Raw genomic sequence first — 15,459 nt, 5'->3', positions numbered from 1 at the left:
CCGGCTCCCCGGCTGCAATGACAAACTCCTGATGTCATAGTCGCAGCAATCGCCGGTCAACGGCGCCGTACGCCGGCAACATCCGGCTTGGGGAGGGACCAATGGCTTTGACGGAATCCTACGTCGCCGGACCGAGGGCGCCTGCGGTGCGCGATGTCACGCTCGGCGGCTTGCTCGAACAGGCGGCAAAATCGGCGCCGGAGCGGATCGCGCTGATCGCGGGCGTCCCCGATCCCGCACTGCGCCGGCAGTGGACTTATTCAGAGCTCCATGCCGAGGCGCAGCGCACGGCGCGGGCGCTACTGACGCGTTTCAAGCCGGGCGAGCGGATCGCGGTGTGGGCGCAAAACCTCCCCGAATGGGTGATGCTCGAATTCGGCGCGGCGATGGCGGGCCTGGTGCTGGTCACCGTCAATCCCGGATTCCGCACCAACGAAGTCGAATATGTGCTGAAACAATCGCGCGCGGCCGGCGTGTTCGTGGTGCCTTCGTTTCGCGGCAATCCGATGCTGGAGACGGCGCGCGAGGTCGCCCCGCGCTGCGGCGAACTGCGCGAGATCATCTCGTTCGACGACTGGCCGGCCTTCATCGCCGCCGGCGACGACAGCACGATCGCGCTTCCCGCGGTCAAGCCGACCGATCCCGTGATGATCCAGTATACCTCGGGCACGACAGGCTTTCCGAAGGGCGCGCTGCTGCATCACCGCGGACTTGCCAATAACGGCGCCGACACCGCCGAGCGCATCGGGGTCGACCCCGGCGACGTCTTCGTGACGACGATGCCGCTGTTCCACACCGGCGGTTGCGTTTGCTGCGTGCTCGGCTCGGTGTCGAAGGCCGCAACGCAGGTGCTGCTGGAGGCGTTCGACCCGGGCCTCGTGCTCGAGCTGTTTGCGACCTATCGCGGCAACGCCATGGTCGGCGTGCCGACCATGCTGGTGGCGATGCTGGAACATCCCTCCTTCGCCTCAACCGATCTTTCTTCCGTCAAGGCGATCTGCTCCGGCGGCTCGACGGTACCGGCCGCGCTGGTCACCCGGTTCGAAGAGGAGCTCGGCGCGCCCTTCACCATCGTGTTCGGGCAGACCGAATGCTCGCCGGTGGCGGCCCAGACCATGACCAACGACAGCATCGCGGACAAGGCGGGTACCATCGGCCTGCCGCTGCCCAACATGGAGAACAAGATCATCAATCCCGACACCGGAAAGACCTGCGCGATCGGCGAAATCGGCGAGTTCTGCACCCGCGGCTATCACGTCATGCTCGGCTATTTCGAGATGCCGGAGGCGACCGCAGCCGCAATCGATGCCGACGGCTGGCTGCATACCGGCGACCTCTGCGCGATGGATTTGCGCGGCTATTGCACGGTCGAGGGCAGGCTCAAGGACATGATCATCCGCGGCGGCGAGAACATCTATCCGCGCGAGCTCGAGGAATTGCTGTTCCGCCATCCCAAGGTCGGCGAGGTCGCCGTCATCGGCCTGCCGCATGAAAAATGGGGTGAGGAGGTCGCAGCCTTCATCCGCCCGGCGCCCGGCGCCGCAATCGACAAGGACGAGCTGTCGGACTACATGCGCGCCTCGCTTGCCCATCACAAGACGCCGAAACACTGGTTCGTGGTCGAGGCTTTCCCGCTGACCGGATCGGGCAAGATCCAGAAATTCAAGCTGCGAGAATTCTGGGCGAAGGGCGCGGTGCAGGCGTTGTGATACAAGGGGCGCTACCGCATCGCTACGGTCGACAAGGCTCCCCGGATGGCGATTGTTTCGGTTTGTAAGCAAGCCGGGTGACGAAGCGGTCGGTGACCAATTACGAAATTACGGTGACAGTGCATTCAATTGACTTGCCGCCCCTTCACGTCTATCCTGCGGCATGGCTCGTCTCGCCCGCGTCGTCGTCCCCGATCATCCGCACCACGTCACCCAGCGCGGCAATGGCCGCGCGCGGACCTTCTTCGGCGAGACCGACTATGCGCTCTATCGCGACCTGCTCGCCGAACATTGCCGCGCCGCCGAGATCGAGGTGTGGGCCTGGTGCCTGATGCCGAACCACGTACACCTGATCCTGGTGCCCTCCGATCCCGATGGATTGCGCCGCGCGCTTGCGCGCGTGCACCGAACCTACGCCGGCGTCATCCAGGCACGGCGCAAGCGCAGCGGTCATTTCTGGCAGGGCCGGTTCGGCGCCGTTGCCATGGACGAGGAACATCTCGCCGCCGCGCTGCGCTATGTGTCACTCAATCCGGTGCGGGCGCGTCTGGTGGAGCGCGCTCAGGACTGGCGCTGGTCGAGCACGCGCGCGCATCTGCGCCGCAAAGACGATGGCATCACCGCGCTAAAGCCGGTCAGGGATCGCTTCCCCGACTTCGCCGACCTGCTCGGCAACGAACCGGAGACGGATCTGTTCGCTCGCCTGCGTGCCGCGGAGAGCATTGGCCGGCCGCTCGGAGACAATCGGTTCGTCGCCCGCCTCGAGCGCATGACCGGGCGCCTTCTCAAACCAGGCAAGCGCGGGCCAAAACCGTCCGGGCCGGAGGATCGCGCATGATTGCCATTGCCGAGGCGAGTAATTAAGTGCACTGTCACCGTAATTACATGATTGCCATTGCCGAGGCGAGTAATTAAGTGCACTGTCACCGTAATTGAATTCTGGGCGAAGGGCGCGGTGCAGGCGTTGTGATATAAGGGACGATGCCGCACCGCTACGGTCGACAAGGCTTCCCGGATGGCGGTTGTTTCGGTTTGTAAGCAAGCCGGGTGACGAAGCGGTCGCCGCTCCAGAGTTCGACATCGTGACCATCGACCAGCCGCATGGCTTGCTCGATTGCCTCTGCATCACCGGCGCATGTCAGCGCCCGTGATCCCACGAAATGTCCGTCGAGCCCGACCGGAAACACCCGGTACTCTGCCATCCCCGCCACCCATCCGCCCACGGCAACGCGAAACCATGCCCGTGGAGGAATGCGATTCCGTTCATGGAATGATTGCCGTGTCTGTTCGGTCCCGGACTCAAGTCCACCACGATCGCGCCCGGCGTCCCGCGGCGGCTCTAATTTAGCGATCGAAGGTTTCGGAGGTCAGCCGAAAAAGATGGCGCAGCGAGCCCGACGCATCCAGGACTTCCAGCCGCCATTCGGGATTGTCCCTGAGCCCAGCGACGGTGTCGCTGATCAGGTCGGCGCACACGCTTGCAGCCTCCTGCCATACCGCGTCATCATCCGGCAGATCGACGGCGAGATCGCTTGAATAGGAGCCCTGGCGGATACGGAAGGCGTAACAGGTCATGCGCAAATCATGGCATCGATGCGCACCCGTGTCGGTTCGGTGCCGGACACTTGCTTCCCCAACGGTTGCCTCCTTACCCGTTGCCGTAGCGGAGACGCCCTACTCGCTGTCTCTCAGGGCGCGATCGATCTCGTTTTCGGCCAGTTTGACCGCGATCGCCCGGCTTGCCGGAGTCACGCCGGTTTTGGTCGTGCCATCGCCAAATCTGATTTGCCATCGCCAACCGGCGCCATCCACCAATTGAACGATGGAATATTCCACTCCCTTGTATTCCATTGGACGCAACGACGTTCGCGAAGCCCAGCCGCTCTCGCGCCACAAAACACCAAGCGACCGCCCGCGTAAGTTCACTTCTGTACTTAACGAATTGGAATTTCGGGCTTTGGACCTTGCCCATCTCGGGCAGCGGCAGCGCGGAGGTTAGCCTACGCGGCCCGTCTCAGCTCGCCATTGGCGAGCCGGATCGCGGCGCGCTCGGCCTCGCGGGCGTTTCGAAAGATCTGGCCTTCCAGCGGATTGAAACGGTGGGTGGCGGCGAAGAAGCGATACCCGCCGTCGGTTCGCACGACGATCCCAGCGGCCTTTGAGGAGACTTCGATGATGTAGGTGTCTGACATTTTCTTTTCCGAGCGGCCCTATACCTCAGCGCGGGCCAACAACGGAAAGAACGGCAAAAAGTTCCGAGCACAGGCAGCAGGCAGCACCAATGTGTCTCGCCGGAACGGCGCCCTTCGCTCTCCCGCAATACCGCTACTTGGTGGGGCTGCCCGGCAACTGAACCGGCACGTGCGGCGAGGTGCTGATCACGCGCGGGCTTCCATCGGCGTAGCTGGTACGAGCCCTGAGTGCCTCCAGCAGCAGCATGAACTTTTCAGCGAGCATCCGCGTATACTCCACCGCATAATCCTGACCATGCGCGCGCAATGTTGCCGGCCGTCTTCATGGGAGAGCAGAAACGGTTTCTTCGTTCGTTTCAATGGTTTCCTCGCAACCCCGCCACGAAACCGGCTCACGCCGGCGTGAGGCAGCCGGACGGGCTAGGCCATAACCGGTGGCTCGTCCTGCTTGATGGCTTGCGGATGGCCGGTCTCGTCGATCGAGACGTAGGTGAAATTGCCGTCGGTCACCAGGATCGAATGCATCTCCTTGCGGCGCAGCACCCAGGCTTCGAGATGGACGGTGACCGAGGTCTTGCCGACCTTGACAAGGCTCGCATGCACGGAAACGAGGTCGCCGACGAACACCGGTTTGCGGAAATTCATCGCTTCGATCGCGACCGTGACCGTGCGCGACTTTGCGATCTTGGAGGCGAACACCCCGCCGCCGATATCCATCTGGCTGAGCAGCCAGCCGCCGAAGATATCGCCATTCTGGTTGGTGTCGGCCGGCATCGCCAACGTGCGGGTGCAGAGATCGCCGCAGGGCTCGATCTCGTTGTTCGCAGGGGCGTGAACGGCTGCCGCGTCGGTCACTTGAAGTTCTCCCAGCCGGGATCCGGCGTAAACCTGCCGCCGAACCTGGTGGCGAGCGCGCGCAAGGCATCGACGATGTTTTGCGGCCCGCGGGTTCGGGCGTAATTCAGGGGACCGCCGCGGAACGGCGCATAGCCGGTGCCGAAGATCATGGCGCCATCGACGCCGTCGGCATCGTCGACGATGCCCTCGCGCAAGGCCGCGACGCAGACATTCGACATCGGCAGGATCAGCCGGTCGATCATTTCTTCCGTCGGCTGCGCGGTCGACGGCGAAGCCGGCGACTTGTCGGCCTTGCCGTCCTTCCAGACATAGAACCCCTTGCCGGTCTTGCGGCCGAGTTCACCCTTGGCGACCTTGTCGCGCAGCCAGGCCGGCGTCGGCGGCAGCGAATCGCCGAATTTCGAGCGCAGCATGTCGCCGACATCGAGACAAATATCGAGGCCGACCTGGTCGGCAAGCTCGATCGGGCCCATCGGCATGCCGAATTTCTCGGCCGCGGCGTCGATGGTGCGCTTGTCGACGTTCTCGTCGAGCATCACCATCGCCTCCAGCATATACGGCGTCAGCGCGCGGTTGACGAGGAATCCGGGCGAGCTCTTGACCGGCAGCGGCAGCCGGTCGATGGCGCCGACAAAGGCGAGCGCTTCCTTGAGCACGGCGGGATCGCTGCCGTCATGGCTGATCACCTCGACCAGTTGCAGCCGCGACACCGGATTGAAGAAGTGCAGCCCGACCAGCCGCTCCGGCTTTTGCAAGGTGGTGCGCAAGTCCTGCAGCGGAATGCTCGAGGTGTTGGTGGCAAGAATCGCGCCCGGCTTCATCTTCGGCTCGAGGCCGGCATAGACCTTCTGCTTCAGTTCGAGCTTTTCCGGCACCGCCTCGATGAGGAGATCGGCGCTGCGCACCCCCTCGCCGTCGAGATCGGGCATCAGCCGGTCCATCGCGTCGCGGATCTCGGTCTTCTTGCGCATGATCTTGCCGAACAGGTCCGAGGCGCGCTTGATCGCGCCCGAGATCGGCGCCGGCTTGACGTCGCCGAGCGTCGCCCGCAGGCCCTGGCTGGCGCACCATGCCGCGATGTCGCCGCCCATGGCACCGGCGCCGATGACATGGACGTGCTCGACCTTGTTGCCGGACCCCGCGAGCTTCTTCATCTGCTCGCGCAGGAAGAACACCCTGATCAGGTTCTGCGCCGTCGGGGTCACCATCAGCTTGGCGAACGAGGTCTTTTCCGCCGCCAGCATTGCCCGCTTGTCGCCGCCGTGCTTTTCCCAGAGATCGATCAGCGCGTAAGGAGCCGGATAATGTTCATGCGGCGCGGCCTTCTCGGCTTCAGCGCGCATGCGGGAGGCGAGGAAGCCGCGCACCGGGGTGAAGTTCAGGAGGGCGTTCAGGAGACCGGGCTTCGCGCGTTTCAACCGGCCGAACACGGCGTCCTTTACCGCATTGCGGACATGCCGCTCCTGCGCCACCGCGTCGACCAGCCCGAGCGATTTTGCCCTGCGCGCATCGATCGTCCTTCCCGTCAACATCAGCGTCATCGCCTGCGTCGGGTTGACCAGGTGCGTGAAGCGCGCGGTGCCTCCCAGGCCCGGATGCAGGCCGAGCAGCACTTCCGGAAAGCCAAAACGCGCGCCGTCGATCGCAATCCGCGACTGGCAGGCGAGTGCGACTTCGAGGCCGCCGCCGAGGCAGAAGCCATGGATCACGGCGACCGTCGGCACCTTCAAGGCCTCGAGGCGGTCGATCACGGCATGCGCGCGGCCGATCGCGGTCTCGACGGCGCCGGGATCGGTCGCGCCGCGAAACTCGTTGACATCGGCGCCGGCGATGAAGCCGGACTTTTTGGCCGAGCGGATGACCAGTCCCGTCGGACGCTGGCCTTCCAGCGCCGCGAGTATGGTGTCGAGTTCTTCGATGACGTCGGCCGACAGCGTATTGGCGCTGGCGTTGGCACGGTCGAACAACAGCCAGGCGATGCCGTCGGCGTCGCGGGTGAGCTTGAAATTGCGCCAGGGGCTGTTCTCGTCGGGCTTCGGCCCGAGTGCGAGCACCCGATCTGCGAGAACGTCGAGGATGCGGCTGTCCATGATCACACCATCTCGATCAGCATGGCCCCACCCTGCCCGCCGCCGATGCATTCGGTGGCGATGCCGCGCTTGGTGCCGAGCCGCTTCATCGCATTGACGAGATGCAGCACGATGCGGTTGCCGCTGCAGCCGACGGGATGGCCGAGGCTGATGGCGCCGCCGTCGACATTGAGTTTGGCGCGGTCGATCTCGCCGGCCGCGCCCTCCAGCCCCAGAATCTCGCGGCAGAATTTGTCGTCGTTCCAGGCGGCGAGGCAGCCCAGCACTTGCGTGGCGAAAGCCTCGTTCAACTCCCAGGTCTCGACATCGGCGAGCGTCATCTTGTTGCGCTTCAGCAGCTCGGTCGCCGAGAGTACCGGACCCAGGCCCATGATCGAGGGATCGAGCGCCGACCATTGGCTGTCGACGATCATGGCCTTCGGCGTCAGGCCGTGCTTTTTGACCGCGTCTTCGGAGGCCAGGATGGTCCAGCACGCGCCGTCGGTGATCTGCGAGGAGTTGCCGGCGGTGACCTGACCCCAGGGCGGCTCGAACACCGGCCTTAGTTTTGCGAGTGTCTCCACCGAGGAGTCCGGTCGCACGCCGTCATCGTGGTCGTAGAATTGGCCGTCACGGGCAAACGCGGTTTCGACCTCGCCTTTCAGGAAACCCTGTGCCTGCGCATTGGCGAGCCGCTTGTGGCTTTCGACCGCGTAGGCGTCCGACTGCTCCCGCGTGATGCCGAAGAGATGGCCGACCACTTCGGCGGTTTGCCCCATGTTGAGTTCGGTGATCGGATCGGTCAGCCCGCGCTCCAGCCCGATGATCGGCTTGAAATAAGCCGGCCGCGCTTTCGCGATCGCAGCGAGCTTGCCCAGGATGCCCTTGGCGCCGGCTAAGCCGGCGAACCAGCGCACGCCGGCTTGCGGCCATACCAGCGGCGCGTAGCTCAAAGCCTCGGCGCCGCCGGCCAGGATCAAATCGGAGATACCCTCCTGGATGTAGCGGTAGGCCGTGTCGATCGACTGCATGCCGGAACCGCAATTGATCTGCACCGTGAAGGCCACCATTGCCTCACCCATGCCGAGCCGGAGGGCCGCGACGCGGGCCGGGTTCATCTCGTCGGCAATGACATTGACGCAGCCGAGGATCACCTGGTCGAACGCCGTTGGCGCAAACGGCTGCCGGGCCAATAGCGGCCGGCCGCATTGCACGGCGAGATCAACCGGCGTGAACGGGCCGGGGCCGGAACGCGCTTTCAGGAACGGCGTCCGGCTGCCGTCGACGATAAAGACCGGTCGCGTCATCAGCTTGCCGCCCTCGTTTCACCCAGTTCCTGAAAGAACTGATGCACTTCGGCAGGCTTCTTGTAAATCGGCGAAAGCTCTTCGGGTGCGAAGTCGTCGACCTCGATCACTTTCGCAACCGCCTCATGTGCCGCTGCAAGCTGGTCACCCTCGGCCTGGGTGATGACGCCCTTCTTCACCGCCTCCTTCGAATCGTGGAGCTGCGCGGCGCGCATCCTTTTTGCGATATCCTCGGCGCCGGTGACCAGCAGGAACGCCTTTTCCAGCCGCGCCACGCCGCGGTCGTCGTCGACATGCGACAGGTCCGGCGTCAGCCGATCGCGCGCCGCGGATGGCTCGAGCACCAGCTGCGCGCATTGGTGGGTGACGAGATCGGAGGGTCCGAGCACACGGGCGCCGAACGGCTGGATCACGAATTTGAGAATGACCGCGACGAAACGATTGGGCAGGTTGGCGAGGATTTCCGCAAAACGATTTTCGATGGTCCTGATACCGCTCGCCATGCACCATTCAAGCGCCGGCAAATCCGCTACTTGACGGCCCTCGTCCTGCCAGCGCTTTAGCGCCGCGGAAAGCAGGTACAGCTCCGAAAGAATGTCGCCGAACCGCGCCGACAGCATTTCCTTGCGCTTCAGGGCGCCGCCGAGCGTGAGCAAAGCCATGTCGGCGCATAGCGCGAACGCCGAGGAATAGCGCGAGAGCTGGCGATAGAACCCGGTCGCCTCACCGGCGTCGGGCGCCGGCGCGAACAGCCCGCCGGTCCAACTGCGGCCCCAGGCGCGGAACAGCGTCGTGATACTGTGACCGATATGTTTCCAGAATGCCTTGTCGAAGCCATCCAGCCCTCGCGCGCGATCCGCGTCGCCGAGTGCGTTCATCTCTTCCAGCAGATAGGGATGGGCGCGGATCGCGCCTTGCCCGAACACGATCAGATTGCGGGTCAGGATGTTGGCGCCTTCCACGGTGATGCCGACCGGCACCGAACGATAGAGATTGCCGAGATAATTTTGCGGCCCGTCGATCACGGCCTTGCCGCCATGGATATCCATGGCGTCGTCGATCGCGATCCGCATCCGCTCGGTCGCCTGCAGCTTCATGATCCCAGAAATGACCGCGGGATGATGGCCCTGGTTGAGCGCCGTGCAAGTCAGCCGCCGCGCTGCGTCGAGCAGGTAGGCGGTGCCAGCGATGCGCGCGAGCGGCTCCTCGATGCCCTCGAATTTTCCGATCGGCACGTTGAACTGCTCGCGAATGCGCGCATAGGCGCCGGTGGTGCGGGCGGCATAGGCGGCACCCGCGGCCGACAGCGACGGCAGCGAGATGCCGCGACCGGCGGCAAGCGCCGTCATCAGCATTTTCCAGCCCTGGCCGAGACGTTCTTGCCCGCCGATGATGTAATCCATCGGGATGAAGACATCGCGGCCCCAGTTCGGGCCGTTCTGGAACACCTGCATCGCCGGCAGATGGCGATGCCCGATCGAGACGCCCGCAAGATGCGTCGGGATCAGCGCCACGGTGATGCCGAGTTCGTTCTCTGATCCCACGAGATGATCGGGGTCATAGGCCTTGAAGGCGAGGCCCAACAGCGTTGCGACCGGGCCGAGCGTGATGTAACGCTTGTGCCAGTTCAGTCGCAGCCCCAGCACTTCCTTGCCTTCGAAGGTGCCCTTGCAGATGATGCCCGAGTCGATCATCGAGGCCGCGTCGGAGCCGGCTTCCGGGCTGGTCAGGCCGAAACACGGGATTTCGCGGCCATCGGCGAGCCGCGGCAGCCATTGCTGCTGCTGGTCCTTGGTGCCGAAACGCATCAGGAGTTCGCCGGGGCCGAGCGAATTCGGCACCATCACGGTGACGGCGGCGGTGAGCGATCGCGACGAAAGTTTGCGCACCACTTCGGAATGCGCATAGGGCGAGAAGCCGAGCCCGCCATGCTCCTTCGGAATGATCATGCCGAAGAACTTGTGCTGCTTGATGAAGTCCCAGGCTTCCGGCGGCAGGTCGCGCCATTCCCAGTTGATCTTCCAGTCGTCGAGCATGGCGCAGAGTTCGTCGACCGGGCCATGGAGGAAGGCCTGCTCTTCCGCCGTCAGGGTCGCCGGCGCGTTCGCCAGCAGCTTCGACCAGTCGGGATTTCCCGTGAAGAGATCGGCATCCCACCAGACGTCGCCCGCCTCCAGCGCCTCGCGCTCGGTGTCCGACATCGCGGGCAGCACGCCGTGCGCCCAGGCAAAGATCGGCTTGGTGATGAAATCGCGGCGAAAGCTCATGGCGATGTCCTCGTGGTGGGGGGTGCTGGCCGCGCGGCTAGCGGTCACGCTTATGCCAAAAGACGGCCCATTGTAGCGGAAAGCGTGGGAATTGCGTGAACACTTCGCACTGCAACTAAAGCGAAATTGATCCAATGCGCCGGAGACCGATAACGGCGATCCAGCGCATCGGTTCCGTTAGCACAGAATCGTAGCCCGGATGGAGCGAAGCGCAATCCGGGACAGATCACTTGCGAGATAACCCCGGATTACGCTTCGCTCCATCCGGGCTACTAAAGAATAAATCAATCCGGCCGGGCCATCTCGAACATGGCTTCGGGGCGGATTTCAAAATAGTCGCCCTTGCGGCCGGCGCGGACGATCGGGCGGGCCAGCGCGGTCTGGTAGACGCCATCCTTGATCATGGCCTTGTCGATGTGGACGGCGACGACCTCGCCAAGCGTCAGCCAGGATTGCGCCTTCCTGCCGTCGGCGCCCTGCAATTGAATGATCTGCGACAGCTTGCATTCGAAGGTAACAGGGCTTTCGGCGACCCGGGGTACATTGACGAACCGGCTCGGGATCGGCGTCAGGCCGGCGACCTTGAATTCGTTGACGTCGTGGGGGACATGCGCGGCGGTAGCGTTCATCTGTTGCGCCAGATCCATGGTGGCGAGATTCCAGACGAATTCCTTGGTCTCCTGGATATTGGCGACGCTGTCTTTCCAGTTGGTCGAGGCAAAGCCGATGATGGGCGGGGTGTAGCAGAACGCGTTGAAGAAGCTGTAGGGCGCGAGATTGACGTTGCCCTTGGCGTCGCGCGACGAAATCCAGCCGATCGGGCGCGGAGCGATGATGGCGTTGAAGGGATCGTGCTTCAGGCCATGGCCGTTTTTCGGCTCGTAGAAGTGCAGGTCTTTCGGGCTGGTTGCGTCCACGGCGGTATTTCCTTGTTTCGGCTCAAATCTAACCGTCATTGCGAGGAGCGCAAGCGACGAAGCAATCCATATCTCGTCATGTGATGCAAATGGATTGCTTCGCTTGCGCTCGCAATGACGGGGATTAGGCAGCCTTGCCCGCCTCACCCCGCGCCGACAGCCCCGCAAGAATAAAATCGACCATCTGGTCCAGCGACGGCCCCGGCTTGTTGATGCCCTGCGCGATCATCTGCGGGTGGAAAAACCGCATCATCGCGGTGCAGGTGCAGATCGCCGCCAGCGGCACGTCTGCCGCCTCGAATTCTCCTGAGGCGGTGCCGTCGGCGATCACCATGGCAATGAACTCGGTCAGCCGGTGCATGTGGGCGACGCAGACTTCCCAGCTCTCCTCCATTGCCACTTCGACCATCTCATGCAGCTTGGAATCGCCGACATAGCGTTCCGAGTTCATGCGATGGATGGTGATGACAAGCTCGCGCAGCCGGGCGGCCGCGGGTCCCGGCCTGGCCGCGATCGCCTGGGCGACGTCCTCGACCCCACCCATCAGGCTGCGCGCGACGCCCTCGTGGATCGCCTTTTTCGAATCGAAAAAGCGATAGACGTTCGCCGGGCTCATGCGCAGCACCTTGGCGATGTCGGCGACCGTGGTCTTCTGATATCCGATTTCGCGGAACAGGCGCTCCGCCACCACGAGAATCCGTTCCCTTGTGTCGGGTTCGATATGTTCGGAAACCAGCGTCATGTCGGTGCTCGATCGGTGTTCTCAATGTTCAATTATTCAGCGGCTTCAGCAAGCGGAAATGCGGGCCTCGCGTGGCTGCCATGCTGCGGCGCAAGATCGGACGGCTGGCTCACGCCGGTTTGTTCAAGGCTCTTGCGGAACCAGAGGGCGTAGAGGCCCGGCAGGTACAATAAGGTCAGGAAGGTTGCAACGAACAATCCGCCCATGATGGTGATGGCCATCGGGCCCCAGAAGGCGGAGCGCGATAGCGGGATCATCGCCAGGATGGCGGCGAGCGCGGTCAGCACCACCGGGCGGGCGCGCCGCACGGTGGCCTCGATGATGGCTTCCTTGCGAGAAAGTCCGTGGGCGACGTCGGTTTCGATCTGGTCGACCAGAATCACCGCGTTGCGCATGATCATGCCGGCGAGCGCAATCAGCCCCAATAGCGCCACGAAGCCGAATGGCTGATTGGCGAGGTTCAGGCCGAGCGAGGCCCCGATGATGCCGAGCGGCGCGGTCAGGAACACCAGAATCAGCCGCGAAAAACTCTGCAGCTGGATCATCAGCAGCGTCAGCATCACGATCACCATCAGCGGAAACAGCACGAAGATCGAGGCGTTGCCCTTGGCGGATTCCTCGAACGCACCGCCCGCCTCGATGCGGTAGGCCGGCTCGAGGTGATCGCGGATGTCCTGCAGCTTTGGCGAGATCTGGTTGGTGACGTCGGGCGCCTGCACGCCGTCGACGACGTCGCCGCGCACGGTGATCGCCATGTCGCGGTTGCGCCGCCAGATGATCGGCTCCTCGTGGGCATATTCGATCCTGGCGATCTGGGTCAGCGGCACCGCGACGCCGTTGCGCGAGGTCACGGTGAGATCGCCGACATGGGCGAGATCGAGCCTTTCGCCCGGCACCGCGCGGGCGACCACCTCGACCTTCTCGATGCCGTCGCGAACGGTGGTGACCGGCGCGCCGGAAATCAGCATCGAAAGCGCCTGCGAGACGTCCTGCGGCGTGAGGCCGAGGGCGCGGGCGCGATCCTGGTCGACCACGAGCTTGAGGTAGGGCGACTGCTCGTTCCAGTCGAGCTGCGGATCCTTGACGTTCGGATTCTGCCTGACGACGTCACGCACCTTGTAGGCGATGTCACGGACAACCGCGGGATCCGGGCCGATGACGCGGAACTGGACGGGGAAACCGACCGGCGGTCCGAAGTTGAAGCGGTCGACGCGGACGCGCGCCTCGGTCAAGGCGCCGTCGTCGACCGCCTTTTCCAACCGGGCCTTGATCCGCTCGCGCGCCTGGACATCCCTGGCGACGATTACGATCTCGGCGAAGGCCTCGTTCGGCAGCTGCGGGTTCAAGCCGAGCCAGAAGCGCGGCGAGCCCTGCCCGACATAGGAAGTGTAGGTCGCGATATCCTGGTCGTCCTTCAGCAGCGCTTCGGCCTTCTTCACGGAATTTTGCGTGACATTGAAGGCGGTGCCCTCGGGCAAGCGAAGCTGCAGGAACAGCTCGGGCCGTTCCGACAGCGGGAAGAATTGCTGCTGCACGTAGCCGAACGCCACGATCGACAGCGCGAACACGCCAACGGTTGCCAGCACGACCTTGAGGCGGTGCTCGACGCACCACGCGATCATGCTGCGCAGCACGCGATAGACCCGGGTCTCGTAGACGGCGTGCGGGTCGTGATTGTGGCTGACCGTGATGTTCGGCAACAGCTTGACGCCGATATAGGGCGTGAAGATCACCGCGACGAACCAGGACGCCACCAGCGCGATCGCCACGATCCAGAAAATGCCGCCGGCATATTCGCCGACCGCCGAATTGGCAAAGCCGATGGGGAGAAAACCCGCCGCGGTCACCAGCGTGCCCGTCAGCATCGGAAATGCGGTGGATTCCCAGGCAAAGGACGCGGCGCGGACGCGGTCCCAACCCTGCTCCATCTTCACCACCATCATCTCGACCGCGATGATGGCGTCGTCGACCAGTAGCCCGAGCGCGATGATCAGCGCGCCCAGCGTGATGCGGTGCAGGTCGAGCGACATCGAATTCATGACGATGAAGACGATCGCCAGCACCAGCGGCACCGAGGCCGCCACCACGATGCCGGTGCGCCAGCCCAGCGCCACGAAGGAGACGAACAGCACGATCGCCAGCGCCTCGATGAAGGAGTGCACGAACTCGCCGACGGCGTGCTCGACCACTTTCGGCTGGTCGGCGATCTGGTCGACATTGATGCCCTGCGGCACCGCCCTCATGAATTCGTGAACCGCATCGCCGACGTCCTTGCCGAGTTCGAGGATGTTGGCGCCCTTGGCGGTGACGACGCCGATGCCGAGCGCGGGCTTGCCCTCCTGGCGCACCACGAAAGTCGGCGGATCGACATAGCCATGGCTGACGGTCGCGATATCGCCGAGGCGAAACACCCGGCCGTTGCTTTCGACCGGCGTCTCGGCCACCGCCTTGACGCCGTCGAGCGCGCCGGTGACGCGCAACGGCACCCGCTGCGCGGAGGTTTCGACAGTGCCGGCCGGCACCACATTGTTCTGCTTGGCGAGCGAGTCGAACAGCGCCTGCGGGGTGATGCCCAGCGTCGCCAGCTTGGCGTGCGAGAATTCGACGAAAATCTTCTCGTCCTGGGTGCCGTAGAGATCGACCTTGGTCACGCCCGGCACTTTCAGGAGCCGCTGCCGCATGCCTTCGGCGGCCTTTTTCAGCTGCGCGTAATCGGCGCCGTCGCCGGTCATCATGTAGAGGATGGAATCGACGTCGGAGAACTCGTCGTTGACGACCGGGCCGAGCAGACCGGCCGGCAACTCGCCCTGCACGTCGGCGAGCTTCTTGCGCAGCAGATAAAACAGATACGGCACGTCTTTCGGCGGCGTCGAATCCTTGAACGTGACTTGCATGGCCGTGAACGCCGGCTTCGAATAGGTCTGCACCTTTTCAAAATAGGGCAGTTCCTGCAGCTTCTTCTCGATGGGATCGGCAACCTGGGTCTGCATTTCGGCGGCGGTCGCGCCGGGCCAGATCGCCGAGACGTTCACCACCTTGACGGTGAAGAACGGATCCTCGGCGCGGCCGAGCCGCTCATAGGAGAAGAAACCAGCGGCGCCGAGCGCGATGACCAGGAACAGGATCAAAGCGGGATGGCTGACCGCCCAGGCCGAAAGATTGAAATGCTTCATCGCGCCGCTCTCCTGTCGAAACGCTGTTTGACGATAAAGGCTGCCGCAACGGCAGTGCGCTCCCTCTCCCGTGGGGAGAGGGTTGGGGTGAGGGGGTACGGTCTATCGATGGAGCACAACCCCTCACCCGGCGCTGCGCGCCGACCTCTCCCTGAGGGAGAGGTGAAGAAAACCCGTAGCGCGCCTCGGAATCTCGGTCATTTAAATCTTCGCGCCGATTTCTTG

At 63.9% G+C, this 15,459-nt stretch carries 13 protein-coding genes; 2 read left to right on the top strand and 11 right to left on the bottom strand.

Annotated features, from left to right (window positions below; translation table 11 throughout):
- The first annotated feature begins 101 nt into the window (after positions 1-101).
- Both VK804_RS22205 and VK804_RS22200 read left to right on the top strand, forming a co-directional pair.
- Positions 102-1,709, top strand: a complete 1,608-nt coding sequence (locus VK804_RS22205) for an AMP-binding protein (protein ID WP_325374220.1) — start codon at positions 102-104, stop codon at positions 1,707-1,709.
- Positions 1,710-1,872: 163 nt separating this feature from the next.
- Positions 1,873-2,547: a transposase gene (locus VK804_RS22200; RefSeq protein WP_325374218.1), complete on the top strand. Its 675-nt coding sequence runs from the start codon at positions 1,873-1,875 to the stop codon at positions 2,545-2,547.
- 506 nt (positions 2,548-3,053) lie between these two features.
- On the opposite strand, the gene VK804_RS22195 is transcribed toward VK804_RS22200, so the two are convergent.
- The 11 genes from VK804_RS22195 to VK804_RS22145 all read right to left on the bottom strand — a co-directional run bounded on the left by VK804_RS22195 (position 3,054) and on the right by VK804_RS22145 (position 15,234).
- Positions 3,054-3,284, bottom strand: a complete 231-nt coding sequence (locus VK804_RS22195; RefSeq protein WP_325374216.1) for a DUF6894 family protein — start codon at positions 3,282-3,284, stop codon at positions 3,054-3,056.
- A 99-nt stretch (positions 3,285-3,383) separates the two neighbouring features.
- Positions 3,384-3,545: a hypothetical protein gene (locus VK804_RS22190; RefSeq protein ID WP_325374214.1), complete on the bottom strand. Its 162-nt coding sequence runs from the start codon at positions 3,543-3,545 to the stop codon at positions 3,384-3,386.
- A 164-nt stretch (positions 3,546-3,709) separates the two neighbouring features.
- Positions 3,710-3,901, bottom strand: a complete 192-nt coding sequence (locus VK804_RS22185) for a hypothetical protein (RefSeq protein WP_325374212.1) — start codon at positions 3,899-3,901, stop codon at positions 3,710-3,712.
- A 133-nt stretch (positions 3,902-4,034) separates the two neighbouring features.
- Positions 4,035-4,166, bottom strand: a complete 132-nt coding sequence (locus VK804_RS22180) for a hypothetical protein (RefSeq protein WP_325374210.1) — start codon at positions 4,164-4,166, stop codon at positions 4,035-4,037.
- 155 nt (positions 4,167-4,321) lie between these two features.
- Positions 4,322-4,771, bottom strand: a complete 450-nt coding sequence (locus VK804_RS22175; RefSeq protein WP_414642833.1) for an acyl-CoA thioesterase — start codon at positions 4,769-4,771, stop codon at positions 4,322-4,324.
- Positions 4,753-6,849: a 3-hydroxyacyl-CoA dehydrogenase NAD-binding domain-containing protein gene (locus tag VK804_RS22170; protein ID WP_325374208.1), complete on the bottom strand. Its 2,097-nt coding sequence runs from the start codon at positions 6,847-6,849 to the stop codon at positions 4,753-4,755. The genes VK804_RS22175 and VK804_RS22170 overlap by 19 nt, the downstream gene beginning before the upstream one ends.
- Before the next feature lie 2 nt (positions 6,850-6,851).
- Complete coding sequence (locus tag VK804_RS22165; protein WP_325374206.1) at positions 6,852-8,135, bottom strand: acetyl-CoA C-acetyltransferase; 1,284 nt, start codon at positions 8,133-8,135, stop codon at positions 6,852-6,854.
- On the bottom strand, positions 8,135-10,402 hold the full coding sequence (locus VK804_RS22160) for an acyl-CoA dehydrogenase (protein WP_325374204.1): 2,268 nt from the start codon (positions 10,400-10,402) through the stop codon (positions 8,135-8,137). The genes VK804_RS22165 and VK804_RS22160 overlap by 1 nt, the downstream gene beginning before the upstream one ends.
- A 284-nt stretch (positions 10,403-10,686) precedes the next feature.
- Positions 10,687-11,358 (bottom strand): flavin reductase family protein, encoded by a 672-nt coding sequence (locus tag VK804_RS22155; protein ID WP_414642832.1) that lies wholly within the window; start codon positions 11,356-11,358, stop codon positions 10,687-10,689.
- An 85-nt stretch (positions 11,359-11,443) separates the two neighbouring features.
- The gene (locus VK804_RS22150; RefSeq protein ID WP_325374200.1) at positions 11,444-12,061 is read right to left on the bottom strand and encodes a TetR family transcriptional regulator; all 618 of its coding nucleotides are present in this window, start codon (positions 12,059-12,061) and stop codon (positions 11,444-11,446) included.
- Between the two features lie 32 nt (positions 12,062-12,093).
- Entirely contained in the window at positions 12,094-15,234 is a 3,141-nt protein-coding gene (locus tag VK804_RS22145) for an efflux RND transporter permease subunit (protein ID WP_325374199.1), read from the bottom strand.
- Between the last annotated feature and the right edge of the window lie 225 nt (positions 15,235-15,459).

Origin of the sequence: Bradyrhizobium sp. (assembly GCF_035484855.1) — a bacterium.
Classification (GTDB): domain Bacteria; phylum Pseudomonadota; class Alphaproteobacteria; order Rhizobiales; family Xanthobacteraceae; genus Bradyrhizobium.
The sequence above is the reverse complement of the archived record's forward strand: the minus strand, read 5'-3'. Positions and strand labels throughout refer to the sequence as shown.

What these genes read in the sequence shown, in the direction of transcription:
- VK804_RS22205 (WP_325374220.1), top strand. Translation starts at nt 102, where the DNA reads ATGGCTTTGACGGAATCCTACGTCGCCGGACCGAGGGCGCCTGCGGTG.
- VK804_RS22200 (WP_325374218.1), top strand. Translation starts at nt 1,873, where the DNA reads ATGGCTCGTCTCGCCCGCGTCGTCGTCCCCGATCATCCGCACCACGTC.
- VK804_RS22195 (WP_325374216.1), bottom strand. Translation starts at nt 3,284, where the DNA reads ATGACCTGTTACGCCTTCCGTATCCGCCAGGGCTCCTATTCAAGCGAT.
- VK804_RS22185 (WP_325374212.1), bottom strand. Translation starts at nt 3,901, where the DNA reads ATGTCAGACACCTACATCATCGAAGTCTCCTCAAAGGCCGCTGGGATC.
- VK804_RS22180 (WP_325374210.1), bottom strand. Translation starts at nt 4,166, where the DNA reads ATGCTCGCTGAAAAGTTCATGCTGCTGCTGGAGGCACTCAGGGCTCGT.
- VK804_RS22170 (WP_325374208.1), bottom strand. Translation starts at nt 6,849, where the DNA reads ATGGACAGCCGCATCCTCGACGTTCTCGCAGATCGGGTGCTCGCACTC.
- VK804_RS22165 (WP_325374206.1), bottom strand. Translation starts at nt 8,135, where the DNA reads ATGACGCGACCGGTCTTTATCGTCGACGGCAGCCGGACGCCGTTCCTG.
- VK804_RS22160 (WP_325374204.1), bottom strand. Translation starts at nt 10,402, where the DNA reads ATGAGCTTTCGCCGCGATTTCATCACCAAGCCGATCTTTGCCTGGGCG.
- VK804_RS22155 (WP_414642832.1), bottom strand. Translation starts at nt 11,358, where the DNA reads ATGACGGTTAGATTTGAGCCGAAACAAGGAAATACCGCCGTGGACGCA.
- VK804_RS22150 (WP_325374200.1), bottom strand. Translation starts at nt 12,061, where the DNA reads ATGACGCTGGTTTCCGAACATATCGAACCCGACACAAGGGAACGGATT.
- VK804_RS22145 (WP_325374199.1), bottom strand. Translation starts at nt 15,234, where the DNA reads ATGAAGCATTTCAATCTTTCGGCCTGGGCGGTCAGCCATCCCGCTTTG.